This is a genomic window from Nocardia sp. NPDC087230, from assembly GCF_044744725.1.
Classification (GTDB): domain Bacteria; phylum Actinomycetota; class Actinomycetes; order Mycobacteriales; family Mycobacteriaceae; genus Nocardia; species Nocardia canadensis.
Window position 1 is genome coordinate 19,120 of record NZ_JBIUYV010000014.1, and the last position, 12,489, is coordinate 31,608.

Genomic DNA, 12,489 nt, shown 5'->3' on the forward strand with positions numbered 1-12,489 from the left:
ACGGTTTCCGGGCCGCTCGTCGCGGCCGCCGGTGACGACACCGTCCTGGCGGCCGGTGCCGCGCCCCGGCATCAGGACGACATGGACGCCATCACCGGCCGATCGGTGTGGATCTCGCGGACGATCCGGGTCGCCTCGGTGCTGGCGGCGATCGGCTTGTGGCAGCTGCTCACCGCGGGCGATGTCCGCGCGGGCCTGCGCTTCGACACGCTGCCGACGGTGACCGAGATCGTGGCCGAGTTCGGCGAGCACCTCGGTACCGGGCAGTACTACCTCGATGTCGCGCAGTCGCTGATCCGCATCGTCACCGGATTCGGGCTGGCCGCGGTGGTCGGCGTGCTGGCCGGCATCGGCCTGGGCCGCTCGCGGCTGCTGGCCGATGTCTTCGGTCCGCTGGCCGAACTCGTGCGCCCGATCCCGGCCATCGCGCTGGTGCCGGTGGCGATCCTGCTGTTCCCCAGCGACGAGTCCGGCATCGTGTTCATCACCTTCACCGCGTCGCTGTTCCCGGTGCTGGTGAGCACCCGCCACGCCACCCGGGCGCTGCCGACCATCTGGGAGGACGCGATCCGCACCCTCGGCGCATCTCGGCGCGAGGTGCTGACCAGGGTCGTCGTACCCGGCATCCTGCCCGGGGTGTTCAGCGGCCTCTCGGTGGGCATGGGCGTGGCCTGGATCTGCCTCATCTCCGCCGAGATGATCTCCGGACGGCTCGGCATCGGCTACCGGACCTGGCAGTCCTACACCATCGTCGACTACCCCGCCGTGTTCGTCGGCATGATCACCATCGGCGTGCTCGGCTTCCTCACCTCCGGAATCGTCGAACTGGCAGGCCGCCGGGTCACCCGCTGGCTGCCGAGAGAGGTCGCGTCATGACCACGACCACCGCCGCGCCCGCCGTCTCGGTCGGCATGCGGCTGAGCCTGGAATCGGTGCGGATCGGCTACGGCGCCAAGACCGTCGTGCGCGGCATCGATCTCGACATCGCGCCCGGCGAGATCCTGGTCCTGGTCGGCAAATCCGGCTGCGGCAAGTCGACGCTGCTGCGCGCGATCGCGGGGCTGCGCCGTCCCAGCGGCGGCGTCATCCGGGCCGACGCGGACACCGTCACCGGTCCCTCGGCCGATCGCGCGCTGGTGTTCCAGGACGACGCGCTGCTGCCGTGGCGCACCGCCCGCGCCAATGTCGAACTGGCCCTGCGGCTTCGGGGCGTGGGGCGCGGTGAGCGCGCGACCCGCTCGCAGCGCTGGCTCGACGAGGTCGGGCTCACCGGCTACGCCGACTACCTGCCGCGCGATCTGTCCGGCGGCATGCGCCAGCGGGTGCAGCTGGCCCGTAGCCTGGCCGGCTCGCCGCGCGCGGTGCTGATGGACGAGCCGTTCGGCGCGCTCGACAGCCAGACCCGCGCGGAGATGCAGCGCCTGCTCGTCGACACCTGGCGCGCGCATCCCACCACCATCGTTTTCGTCACCCACGACCTCGACGAAGCCCTGCTGCTCGGCGACCGGATCGCCGTCCTCGGCGACGGTTGCCTGCGCGCGCTCGTCGAGGTGCCCGACCCGCGTGAGCCGGTGGACCGGCAGGCGCTACGGGACCGAATCCTGGAGTCACTGTGAACATTCCCGACCTGTCCGATCGCGTCCGGCTCGACTGTGACGTCCTGGTCGTCGGCGGCGGCACCGCGGGCACCATGGCCGCGCTCACCGCCGCGGAGTCCGGGGCGAACGTGCTGCTGCTGGAGAAGGCGCACGTGCGGCACTCCGGCGCGCTCGCCATGGGCATGGACGGGGTCAACAACGCCGTCATCCCGGGCAAGGCCGAACCGGAGGACTACGTCGCCGAGATCACCCGGGCCAACGACGGCATCGTCGACCAGCGCACCGTCTATCAGACCGCGACCCGGGGTTTCGCCATGGTGCAGCGGCTCGAACGCTACGGCGTGAAGTTCGAGAAGGACGAGTACGGCGAGTACGCCGTGCGCCGGGTGCATCGGTCCGGGTCCTACGTGCTGCCGATGCCCGAGGGCAAGGACGTGAAGAAGGCGCTGTATCGCGTACTGCGCCAGCGCACGATGCGCGAGAAGATCCGGATCGAGAACCGGCTGATGCCGGTGCGGGTGCTCACCGAGAACGGACGGGCGGTGGGGGCGGCCGCGCTGAACACGCGCACCGGCGAATTCGTCGCCGTCGGCGCGAAGGCGGTCATCCTGGCGACCGGTCCGTGCGGCCGCCTCGGATTGCCCGCCTCGGGTTATCTCTACGGCACCTACGAGAACCCCACCAACGCCGGTGACGGCTACGCGATGGCCTATCACGCCGGCGCCGAGCTGTCGGGCATCGAGTGCTTCCAGATCAACCCGCTGATCAAGGACTACAACGGCCCCGCCTGCGCCTACGTGGCGAATCCGTTCGGCGGCTACCAGGTCAATGCCGAGGGCGAGCGGTTCGTCGACTCCGACTACTGGTCGGGGCAGATGATGGCCGAGGTGAAGCAGGAGATCGAATCCGCGCGCGGACCCATCTATCTGAAGGTCTCGCACCTGCCCGACGAGACGCTGTCCACCCTCGAATCCATCCTGCACACCACCGAGCGACCCACCCGCGGCACCTTCCATGCCAATCGCGGCCACGACTACCGCACCCACGACATCGAGATGCACATCTCCGAGATCGGTTTGTGCGGTGGGCATTCCGCCTCGGGTGTCTGGGTGGACGAAAACGCGCGCACCACGGTGCCCGGCCTGTACGCGGCGGGTGATCTGGCGTGCGTGCCGCACAACTACATGATCGGCGCGTTTGTCTACGGCGATCTCGCCGGGGCGCACGCGGCGTCGACGCTGACCGAGGTCGCGGCGCCCACCGACCTGCCCGAGGACCAGCTGGCCGACGCGCACGAACTCGTCTACCGGCCCCTGCGGCAGCCGGAGGGCCCGCCGCAGCCACAGGTCGAATACAAGCTGCGGCGTTTCGTCAACGACTATGTGGCACCGCCGAAGACCGCGGCCAAGCTGTCGATCGCGGTGGAGACCTTCGAGCGGATGCGCGGCGAGGTCGAGGGCATCGGCGCGCGCACACCGCACGAGCTGATGCGGGCCGCCGAGGTCTCGTTCATCCGGGATTGCGCGGAGATGGCGGCGCGCAGTTCGCTGACCCGCACCGAATCCCGCTGGGGGCTCTATCACGACCGGGCCGATCTGCCCGAGCGCGACGACGAATCGTGGAACTTCCACCTGAACCTGCGCAAGACCGAGGCGGGCGAGATGGAGTTCGTGAAGCGGTCGGTCGCGCCGTATCTGGTTCCCGTGCCCGGACTCGACGAGGTGCCCTCGGCTGTGCCGATCGTCGAGGTGATCGCCCAGCCCGAACTGGTCGGCACCCGGGCGCCGCAGCACGACGCGCCGACGCGCAGTCAGCCGGTCGCCGCCTCGCCGTCCTCACCCCGGCTGGTCACCCTGCTCGCCCTGGATTCCCCTGCGGTCGACGACGTGTCGAGCTATCTCGGCGATCCGGATCCGGTGGTGCGGGTAGCGGCGCTGTCGGTGCTCACCGAGAACACCCCGGATGGATTCGCCGACGAACTGGTGCGGGCACTCGGCGACGAGGCCGCGTCGGTGCGCCGGGCCGCCACCGAGAGTTTGCGCGAACTGGTGGAGGTGCTGCCGGGCACGGGCGCGCTGGCCGAGCATCTCGGCTCCCCCGATCCGCTGGTGCGGGCGACGGTGGTCGATCTGCTGCGGGCGTTGCGCGCGGGCACGGCGGCGGAATACCGTGCGGCGCTCGGTGATCCCGATCATCGGGTGCGGATCGAGGCGGTGCGGGCGCTGGTGTCGCTCGACGACGCCGGGGCGGTGGCCTCCATCGCCGGTGATGTCAATCGCGAGGTGCGCATCGCCGTCGCCCACGGTCTGGCATCGATCGGCGCGGGCGGCGTCGAGGTGATCCGGGTGCTCCTCGGCGATCCCGATCCGCTGGTGCGGGCGGCCGCACTGACGGCGTACGCGGCACTGGGCACCGAGCCCGCCGATGACACCGAACTGGCTGCCGCGCTGCGGCATTCGGCCTGGCAGGTGCGCGTCGGCGCGGCGCGCGGCCTTGCTGGTGCCACACCCGAAGCGGCCGTACCGCCGCTGACCGAGGCACTCGCCGACCGGCACCTCGACGTCCGCAAGGCCGCGGTGCTGGCGCTGGCGACCTGGCCGGCCGACAGCGCGGCCGTGGACGCGCTCGAAACCGCGATCGCCGACCCGGACGCCGATGTCCGCGCCTACGCCCGGCGCGCCGTGGTCGCGGCGGGCCGCACTCCGGGCGAACCGCCCCGGGCCGCCGTGCTCACCGAAGCGAGCGCGTGACCGGCACCGGATCGGGACCGTGCCGGAGCGCCGCTGCGGCACGGTCCCCGCTCGGGCGCGCGGTCGGCACCGGGCGCCGGGCAGGCCGCCCGGGGGGTCGACCGGCGCCGGGTCGGTCCGGCACCGCCGGGCAGGGCTGCGCCACCCCGACATCACCGGGCGAGGTCGGCGCCTCGGCGACACTTGATGCCGTTGTGGCGTCGGCGACCGGGCCGGCGTGCGATCCACCCGCGGTCCCCATCGAGCCGGCCTCCCCGGCGTCTGCTCAGCTCACCGGCCCGAGGTGCCCGCGTCACAGTGTCGGTGATCCGCGGCGTCGATAGGCTGGGTCGCATGAGCGCACTCCCTGCCACGTTGGTGCCGGTCGCCGAGGACCTGGACACGGTGACCACGATCGGCCACGAGGACGACCCCATCGAGGCGGGCACGTCCGCCGTGGCGGTCGCGCGGCTGTGGGATGCGGTGCGCGACTGGTACGCGCTGGGAACCTCGCCGGCGATCCAGGTGTGCCTGCGACGCAACGGCAGGATCGTGCTGAACCGGACGATCGGTCACGGGTGGGGCAACGCGCCGAGGGACGCTCCCGACGCCGAGAAGATCCTGGCGACACCGGACACCCCGTTCTGTGGCTTCTCCACCGCGAAGGGCGTCGCCGCGACGGTGATGTCCATGCTGGTCGAGCAGGGCGCGTTCGCGCTCGACGACCGGGTGTGCGACTACATTCCGGAGTTCGCCGCGCATCGCAAGGACCGGATCACCATCGGTGCTGTGCTGTCGCATTCGGCGGGCATCCCGTTCATCACGCCGCCCTACCGGGGCAGCGAGGTCGTGCCCGACGAGGATCTGGCCGTCGCGGCGCTCGCCGATCTCGTGCCGAGCTGGCCGCCCGGCCGCTTCCGGGTCTACCACGCGCTGACCAGCGGCCTGATCCAGCGACTGCTGGTCCAGCGGGCGACCGGCAAGCGCATGCGCGAGCACCTCGCCGAGCAGGTCCTGATCCCGTTCGGCTTCCGCTGGAACAACTTCGGCGTCGACCCGGCCGATCTCGACAAGGTCGTGCCGAGCGTGAAGACCGGTCCGCCACCGTCGCGGCTGTCGCTGTTTCTCGCGCGCAAGGCGCTGGGCGGGCGGATGGACAAGGCGTCCAAGGCCGACAACGACGCGTTCCTCACCGCCGAACTGCCCTCCGGCAACCTGGTGACCACCGCGTTCGAACTGTCCCGCTTCTACGAAATCCTCACGCGGGGCGGCGAACTCGACGGCATCCGGATCATCGACCCCGCTACGCTCGCCGACGCGATCCGGCCGGCCGACCGGATTCCCGGTGCGGCGGGCCGGGTCAGCCGCGCGGGCTTCGAGTTGGGCGGTCGCCGATCGAAATTCGGCCGCGACACCCGATTCCACTTCGGCCGTAGCGGTCTGACGACCCAGTACGGCTGGGCCGACCCCGAACGCGGCCTCGCGGGCGCGATCCTCACCAGTGGCAAGGCCGCCACCGACACGAACCGCCCCTGGCAGCTGGTCACGCAGATTTCCGACACCTTGCCGCGCCTGGATCGCGCACCGGAGTGGCTGCGTCTCAGGTGAGCTGTAGCTCCCGATACGCGGTTCTCACAGTTCGATGTGATGGCTTCTATGGCATGGCGGTGACGTCCTCGGCGATCGCGGCGAAGGCGCGGGCGGCCGCCGAGTGATAGACCGTGCGGCGGCGCAGCAACTCCACCGTCCGGCTCGGGAGCGCGGGCACGAGCGCGACCGGGCGCAGGTCGGGGTGGGCGCGAGCGATGGCATCGGGCAGGACGGTGCCGAGCGTGCCCCGCCGGGTGAACTCGACCAGCGCGCTGATCGAATTCGCCTCGATCGCGACACGCGGGGCCACGTCATGGTCGGCGAGGTAGCCGTCGATATGGACGCGGGTCGCGAAATCGCGGCTGAGCAGCGCCAAGGGCTGGACCGCCAGATCGGCGATCGGCAGCGGCCCCGCGTGCGTGGCGAGGGCGTGGTCCGCGCCGACCACCAGGCTCAGGTGCTCGGTGAACAGGGCTGTGGCGTCGATCCCCGCCGTGTGGGTGCCACTGAACGCGATGCCGAGATCGATGGCGTCGGCCAGCAGGTCCTCTTCCAGCCGATCCTGAGTGGTCTCGGTAACCGACACGGTGACCATCGGATGCGCGCGGTGGAACCGATCCATCAGCGGACCGATGAGATAGGCGGTGAGCGTGGGCGTCATCGCCACCCGCAGGTGCCCCCTGGTCAGGTCCTGCACGTCGTGAACGGCGCGCTCCCCGGCTTCGAGGTCGCGCAACGCGTTACGCGCGTGTTCGGCGTACACCAGGCCGGCGTCGGTGAGGGTTACCGTCCGGCCGGAACGGTCGAGCAGCTGCACATCGAGCAGCCGCTCGAGCTGCTTGATCTGCTGGGACAGCGTCGGCTGGGAGATGTGCAGCGATTCGGCGGCCCGGGTGAAGTTCCCGTGGTCGGCGACGGCGAGCAGGTACCGGATATGACGCAGCTCCATGGCCATCATGATAGATAGCCTCTATCGAACCGCCGCAGGTCTGCGCGTTCGTCTATTGCGGCTCGGCGACGACCACCGTCCCGGTGGGCGCGTCGAGCAGTGCCACCGTGCGCGCGGCGGCCGCGTCGACGTGGACGCGCGGATGCTGCGGCGGGGTCGACTCGTAATACGTTCCGGGACCGTAGAACTGGCCGTAACGCAGCACGACACCACCCGCGCCGAGCACTGCGGCCTCGTGCGCGGCGATCACCGCGCCGCGGCCCGCGGGCGGCTGCCAGGCGATGCTCTGGGCGAGAAAGCGCTCCGCGCCGGCGGAGGCGGCCGCGACCAGCAGATTCGCGGTGCCTTCGGTGCGGATGCGCGCGTTCGCCTCGCCGGAGCTCGCCAGCTCGGCGACATCGTCGGGGAGGTCGGTGAGCTGATGCATGACCAGATCGGGCGCGAAGGCGGTGACCGCCGCGGCCAGGCCGGGCGCGTCGTAGACGTCGTGCACGATCGGTTGGGCTCCGGCGGTGCGGATCGCCGCCGCCTTGCCAGGGGAGCGCGTCAGGCCGGCTACCTCATGGCCCGCGCCGATCAGCAACGGCAGCAATCGCGTTCCGATGACGCCCGTGGCGCCGGCGAGGAAGATACGCACGCCCCGACCCTAGCCGGGGCCGCGCGCCACGGGGCCGGTGGTCAGGCCCCGATCACGGCGTTCATGATCGTGCCCGCACTGGTCGCCACCGCGCCGCCCGCCATGGCGCTGGCGATCATCTTCGGCGACTGCAGACCGCCGCCGCTCCACTTCTCCCAGGCGAACCGGCCGCCACCGTAGGTGATGGCGGTGACGCCGGACAGCAGGATCATCCAGGTGAAGTACCGGCCCAACTGCAAGATCTTCTCCGCCATCGGCGGGGCTTCCGGCGTGGGATTGCCGACCTGCGCGAGAACAGCGCCGTCCAACACAGCCAGGATCATGCTCACGATCGTGCTCCTTCGTCGGATGTTCGTGGTGAAGCCGATGTCGAGAACTCGTGACGCGGTAGAACCCCAGATCCATTGAACATTCAACCTCAGGCCGCTTCGATGGGGTAGCCGACACTCCGCGACGATCATGACCGGCGTCACACTCGTCGGGCCGTGTCACCGTCGCGCCGTGCCCCTACTATCGACAGCGCGGGGCTTGTCCGGAATCGGCGCGACGAGGCGCTGACCACCACCTTCATCGCATATCTACCGTACCGCGAGGAGGGCACATGGCTTTCCTGATTTCCTTGATCGTCGCGTTTCTTCTGGTGACCGCAGCAGTGGTCGTGGCTTCCTACGCCACCGTCTCCCTGACCTATTGGTTTGAATCTCGACGGATCCGTCACGATCGGACGGACCCACACCCCGCACGCTGATCACCGCCCCGCCGACCCCGATGCCCCCGCGACCGACACCGGTCCGCGGGGGCATCGCCGTAGCGCGGTCAGGACGGTTCCAGCCCCGCCTGGGTGGCGATCACCGCGGCTTGGACGCGCGATTGCACACCGAGTTTGGTCAGTACCCGCGAGACGTGGGTCTTCACGGTGGCTTCGCCGATGTGCAGGCGGCCGCCGATCTGCTGGTTCGACAGCCCGGCCCCCAGACCGGCGAGCACCTGTCGTTCGCGGTCGGTGAGGGCGGACAGGTCCGGTGGCGCCTGTGTCGTCGCCGGGGGCAGCGCAGCGATGACCGCGCGGGTCACCTTCGGGTCGAGCACCGCGTCACCGTCGGCGACGGCGAGGACGGCACGCACCAGCTCGTCGCCACCGACGGATTTGAGCAGGAAGCCACTCGCGCCCGCCGCGAGCGCGCCCAGGACGTAGTCGTCGATGGCGAAGGTGGTGAGCACCAGGACCTTCGCGTCCGTCTCGGCGACGACCGCCGCGGTGGCCTCCAGCCCGTCGACGCGCGGCATGCGCACGTCCATCAGCACCACGTCCGGACGCAGCGCGCGGGTCTGGCGGAGCGCGGCGACACCGTCGCCGGCCTCGCCGACGACCCGGATCTGCCCGGACGACTCGAGCAGCATGGTGATCCCGGCCCGGATCGTGGCGTGATCGTCGGCCACCACCACCGTGACCGTCATCGCTCCCCCAGCGGCAGCCGCGCGCGCACGCGCCAGATGCCGTCCTCGGCGCCCGCGGTGAGAGTGCCGTCGATCGATTCGGCGCGGAAGATCATGTTGCGCAATCCGTTTCCTTCCCCCTCGGGCCGACCCGGCGGGATCGGATTCGCGGCTGTCACGACCACCCGGCCCGCGTCGCGGCGCACGTCGATGGCCAGTGGCGCGCCCGGCGCGTGCTTGGTCGCGTTCGCGATCGTCTCGCTCAGGATGCGGGTGAGCACCGCTTCCACGGCGGTGGACAGCGGCAGGTCGGGTTGGCGTCGCAGGGTCACTGTCCCGCCCGCCGCCTCGGCGGCATCGATCAGCCCGTCCAGGGAGGAGAGCCGCGCCGTGACGGCGGTGTCGCCGGGGGAGGTCAGCAGGTCGATCGTCGCGCGCATCTCGTCGAGCGCGGCCAGGCTGCCCGCGCGGATCGATTGCAGGACGGCGGTATCACCGGGCTTCTTCTGCGCCACCTCGGCCAGGATCGCGACCGCCGAGAGGTGACCGGCGACGGTGTCGTGCAGGTCCCGGGCGACCCGTCTGCGTTCGTCACCGAGCGCGGCCGACCGCTCGGCGTCGCGTGCCGCGAGTTCGGCTCTGGCCGCGGCGCGTTCGACCCCGACCATGCGGCGCGAGGCCCGCACCGACCGGGCGTAGCCCACCGGTGACCAGGTGATCGCGACACCGATCAGCACGGTGTAGATGGCCGCCCTGAGCCCCAGCACGGTCAGCGCCAGCAGAGCTCCGCCCGCGGTCACCGCGAGCGCGAACCCGGCGACCACCGCGCCGAGCCGATCCGATCCGGTGCTGACGGCCAGGTAGATCACGTCCGACAGCGCGATCCACAGTGGCAACGACGGTCCGAGAACGAAGTCACCGGCCAGCAGCACGACCATCAGCCCGAAGGCCAGGCCGGGCCTGCGTTGCGCGGTCAGCTGGATCGCGAAGGCCGCGCACAGCAGCGCCAGCTTCGCGGCGGCCGGATACAGATCGCGATCCATCACCACCGGCCAGCCGCCGGCGACCCACAACAGCACCCCGACCAGGAACACCCCGACGGCGGCCGCGGTCGCGGTGTCGAACACCGCCACGAGCCGGGACAGGGACGGGCGGGCAGCGGGCATGCCCCATTTCAGCACACCGCGACCGCGCCTCGGGTCCCCCGAAAGGTGGACCACACCCGCGCCGTCAGCGGGACGACGACGCACCGGTGGGCCCGGCACAGTAGGGAAATGGACGCATTGAACAACCCCGTACTGCTGACGATCGCCGCGTGCGAGGTCGGTTTCTGGGTGCTGGTGGTGGGTGGTCTGCTGCTGCGCTATGTGGTGCGGCTGCGCCGCGCGGGCCTGGTGACGCTGGCGCTGGTTCCGGTGCTGGACGTGGTCCTGGTGGTCGCGGTGGCCATCGATCTGCACCGCGGCGGCGAGGTGGGTTTCGCCCACCGGCTGGCCGGCATCTATCTCGGCTGCACGGTGATGTTCGGGCATCGGCTGATCGAATGGCTCGACGCGCGCTTCGCCTACCGCTTCGCCGGTGGACCGCCGCCGGTGAAGGTGCCGAAGTACGGTCCCGAACGCACCCGCAAGGAGTGGGCCGACTTCGCGCGCTGGCTCGGCGCGGCGGCCATCGCCGGCGCGCTCACACTGGCGCTGAGCTACACGGTGGCCGACGCCCAGCAGCGCGAGCAACTCATGGGCGTGTTCGGTTCGCTCGGGGTGATCACCGTGATCTGGCTGCTCACCGGACCGGTGTGGGTCACCGGCTCCCAGCGCGACTGACCCACACCGACCGATGCCCCGGGACCGATTCGGTTCCGGGGCATCGTCGGCTGGAGCTCAGACGGCGGCGGGCGCCTTCTCGGCCAGGATCTCCCCGATCCACGGCAGGACCGCCGAGCGCACGTCGACCGCGCGCGGGAGCAGACCGTTGGCGGCGAGCAGGTCGGCGGCGCGCTGCTGTTCGTCGAGGAAGTCCTCGCTCACCGGGTGCACGCCGAACGGGCGGCCGCGCAGCGCGGCTTCCCAGGCGTCCAGGTCGGCGGGCAGGTCGCGAGACCGCGCGTCGTCGACGAAGTACTGGGCGGCCGCGCGCGGGTCGGCGACGATCCAGGCGTCGGACTCCTGCAGCGCGGCCAGCACCGCCTCGACCGCGGCCCGGTTGTGCTCGGCGAGATCGCGGCGGGTGAACCACAGCGACGGGTGACTGAACACCGACGCGGTGTCGACCAGCGTGGTCAACTCCGTGGCGGCCTCGACCTCCCGCAGGCCGGGATAGGTGCCGACCCACGCGTCGAGTTCCCCGGACAGCAGCGCGGCGCCGCCACCGCGCACGTCGACGTCGACGGGCTCGACATCGGCCCAGCTGAGCCCGACCCGGTCGAGGGCGAACAGCAGCAGTGTGGTCTGCCACGAACCGTGCGCGATGCCGACCCGCTTGCCCTTCAGGTCGGCGGCGGAGGTGATGCCGCTCGCGGCGGTCGCCACCAGCCTGCCGTTCTCCACCCGCGGGCCGGAGATGCCGAGGTAGACGATGTCGCGCTGATTGGCCAGCGCGGTCAACGGCGGGGTGAAGCCGGTGCCGATGATGTCGTAGCCGCCTTCGGTGAACAGCCAATCCGAGTGCTCGCCGGGCAGACCGGTCGTGGGGTCGACGCGCTCGGCCTGCGGCAGGGCGCGCAGATCGACCCACTCGACGTCGGGGATCGCGCGCTCCAGGATGCCCCGGTGGCGCAGGACGAACAGCGAGTTGTTGTGCGGGAAGTACCCGACGCGCAGGCTCATCGGGCGTCTCCGATCAGGCCGAGCCGACGGGCCTCCTCGGCCAGGCCGCTCCGGCGCCACTGCACCGCGAGATTGGAGGGATCGAATTCGACCGAGCCGCCGAGGGTTTCGGCGATGGCCTGATACTGCGCGCCCTCCTCGAGCAGGACGACGAACTCGGCCAGTTCCAGCAGTCCGGCCCGGCCGAGCACATTGGCACCACCGTTGGCCTCGAAGATCGCGACCAGGTGCGGGTCGGTCTCGAGCTTGTTCAGGATGAACTCGCCCGCCCCGATGGTGCGGTCGATGTGCGGCGGGATCTCCCGCGACAGGGTCAGCCGCTGGGCGGCGGCGTAGCGGATGGGCAGGGTGCGATGGGTCTGCGCCCAGCCACCGAGCCACGGGGTGTGGATGTGCACGACGGAGGTGATCTCCGGATGCGCGCGGAACACCTCGGCGTAGCCGGTCACGAAACCGGCGGATCCCTTGCCGGACAGCACGTGCCCGTCGAAGGTGGCGACGACGGGTTCGACGGTGCGCTCGGCCGCCCACGGGCCGGGCTCGTTGAGCGCGACGGCGATCTCCTCGCCCGGCACCCGCTCGACGAAGTTGACAGTGCCGTTGCCGGTGACGGTGCCGGTCTCGCGGAACACCCGGAACGCGGTCTCGGCGTCGCGGGTCGCCGCCGCGACGAAGGCCGTGACGGCCTCCGGCAGACGGGTTTCGGTGGTGGTCATCGAAGGAC

13 protein-coding genes are annotated in these 12,489 nt (G+C 71.0%); 6 read left to right on the forward strand and 7 right to left on the reverse strand.

Annotation, left to right across the window (positions count from 1 at the left end; all coding sequences use genetic code 11):
* The first annotated feature begins 81 nt into the window (after window positions 1–81).
* The 4 genes from ACIO52_RS29890 to ACIO52_RS29905 all read left to right on the forward strand — a co-directional run bounded on the left by ACIO52_RS29890 (window position 82) and on the right by ACIO52_RS29905 (window position 5,935).
* A complete protein-coding gene (locus ACIO52_RS29890; protein WP_402648692.1) occupies window positions 82–876 on the forward strand; it encodes an ABC transporter permease in 795 nt (264 codons plus the stop codon).
* On the forward strand, window positions 873–1,616 hold the full coding sequence (locus ACIO52_RS29895; protein ID WP_402648576.1) for an ABC transporter ATP-binding protein: 744 nt from the start codon (window positions 873–875) through the stop codon (window positions 1,614–1,616). The genes ACIO52_RS29890 and ACIO52_RS29895 overlap by 4 nt, the downstream gene beginning before the upstream one ends.
* The gene (locus tag ACIO52_RS29900; RefSeq protein ID WP_402648579.1) at window positions 1,613–4,348 is read left to right on the forward strand and encodes a fumarate reductase/succinate dehydrogenase flavoprotein subunit; all 2,736 of its coding nucleotides are present in this window, start codon (window positions 1,613–1,615) and stop codon (window positions 4,346–4,348) included. Before ACIO52_RS29895 ends, ACIO52_RS29900 begins: the two co-directional genes overlap by 4 nt.
* A gap of 333 nt (window positions 4,349–4,681) precedes the next feature.
* A complete protein-coding gene (locus ACIO52_RS29905) occupies window positions 4,682–5,935 on the forward strand; it encodes a serine hydrolase (RefSeq protein ID WP_402648582.1) in 1,254 nt (417 codons plus the stop codon).
* Between the two features lie 46 nt (window positions 5,936–5,981).
* Here the strand turns inward: ACIO52_RS29905 and cynR are convergent, their stop codons facing one another.
* From cynR to ACIO52_RS29920, 3 genes are read right to left on the reverse strand one after another with little or no spacing between them, the layout of a single operon-like run.
* Window positions 5,982–6,866 (reverse strand): transcriptional regulator CynR, encoded by an 885-nt coding sequence (gene cynR, locus ACIO52_RS29910; RefSeq protein ID WP_218717438.1) that lies wholly within the window; start codon window positions 6,864–6,866, stop codon window positions 5,982–5,984.
* 52 nt (window positions 6,867–6,918) lie between these two features.
* Window positions 6,919–7,503 carry an NAD-dependent epimerase/dehydratase family protein gene (locus ACIO52_RS29915; RefSeq protein WP_402648585.1) on the reverse strand — a complete coding sequence of 195 codons (585 nt, stop codon included), beginning with the start codon at window positions 7,501–7,503 and terminating at the stop codon, window positions 6,919–6,921.
* A 41-nt stretch (window positions 7,504–7,544) separates the two neighbouring features.
* Window positions 7,545–7,826, reverse strand: coding sequence for a hypothetical protein (locus tag ACIO52_RS29920; RefSeq protein WP_218717450.1), 282 nt, complete (start codon window positions 7,824–7,826; stop codon window positions 7,545–7,547).
* A gap of 278 nt (window positions 7,827–8,104) precedes the next feature.
* Here ACIO52_RS29920 and ACIO52_RS29925 point away from each other — a divergent pair, with 278 nt between their 5' ends.
* Entirely contained in the window at window positions 8,105–8,251 is a 147-nt protein-coding gene (locus ACIO52_RS29925) for a hypothetical protein (RefSeq protein WP_316574641.1), read from the forward strand.
* A 68-nt stretch (window positions 8,252–8,319) separates the two neighbouring features.
* Here the strand turns inward: ACIO52_RS29925 and ACIO52_RS29930 are convergent, their stop codons facing one another.
* Window positions 8,320–8,961 carry a response regulator gene (locus ACIO52_RS29930; RefSeq protein WP_402648588.1) on the reverse strand — a complete coding sequence of 214 codons (642 nt, stop codon included), beginning with the start codon at window positions 8,959–8,961 and terminating at the stop codon, window positions 8,320–8,322.
* Window positions 8,958–10,121 (reverse strand): histidine kinase, encoded by a 1,164-nt coding sequence (locus ACIO52_RS29935; protein ID WP_316574639.1) that lies wholly within the window; start codon window positions 10,119–10,121, stop codon window positions 8,958–8,960. The genes ACIO52_RS29930 and ACIO52_RS29935 overlap by 4 nt, the downstream gene beginning before the upstream one ends.
* Window positions 10,122–10,214: 93 nt before the next feature.
* Between ACIO52_RS29935 and ACIO52_RS29940 the strand changes: the two genes are divergently transcribed.
* Window positions 10,215–10,763: a hypothetical protein gene (locus tag ACIO52_RS29940; RefSeq protein ID WP_316574638.1), complete on the forward strand. Its 549-nt coding sequence runs from the start codon at window positions 10,215–10,217 to the stop codon at window positions 10,761–10,763.
* Between the two features lie 57 nt (window positions 10,764–10,820).
* On the opposite strand, the gene ACIO52_RS29945 is transcribed toward ACIO52_RS29940, so the two are convergent.
* Together ACIO52_RS29945 and ACIO52_RS29950 are read right to left on the reverse strand one after the other, a co-directional pair.
* Window positions 10,821–11,765 carry an ABC transporter substrate-binding protein gene (locus ACIO52_RS29945; protein ID WP_218717433.1) on the reverse strand — a complete coding sequence of 315 codons (945 nt, stop codon included), beginning with the start codon at window positions 11,763–11,765 and terminating at the stop codon, window positions 10,821–10,823.
* Window positions 11,762–12,481 (reverse strand): class II aldolase/adducin family protein, encoded by a 720-nt coding sequence (locus ACIO52_RS29950; RefSeq protein WP_402648592.1) that lies wholly within the window; start codon window positions 12,479–12,481, stop codon window positions 11,762–11,764. Before ACIO52_RS29950 ends, ACIO52_RS29945 begins: the two co-directional genes overlap by 4 nt.
* Window positions 12,482–12,489: the final 8 nt, after the last annotated feature.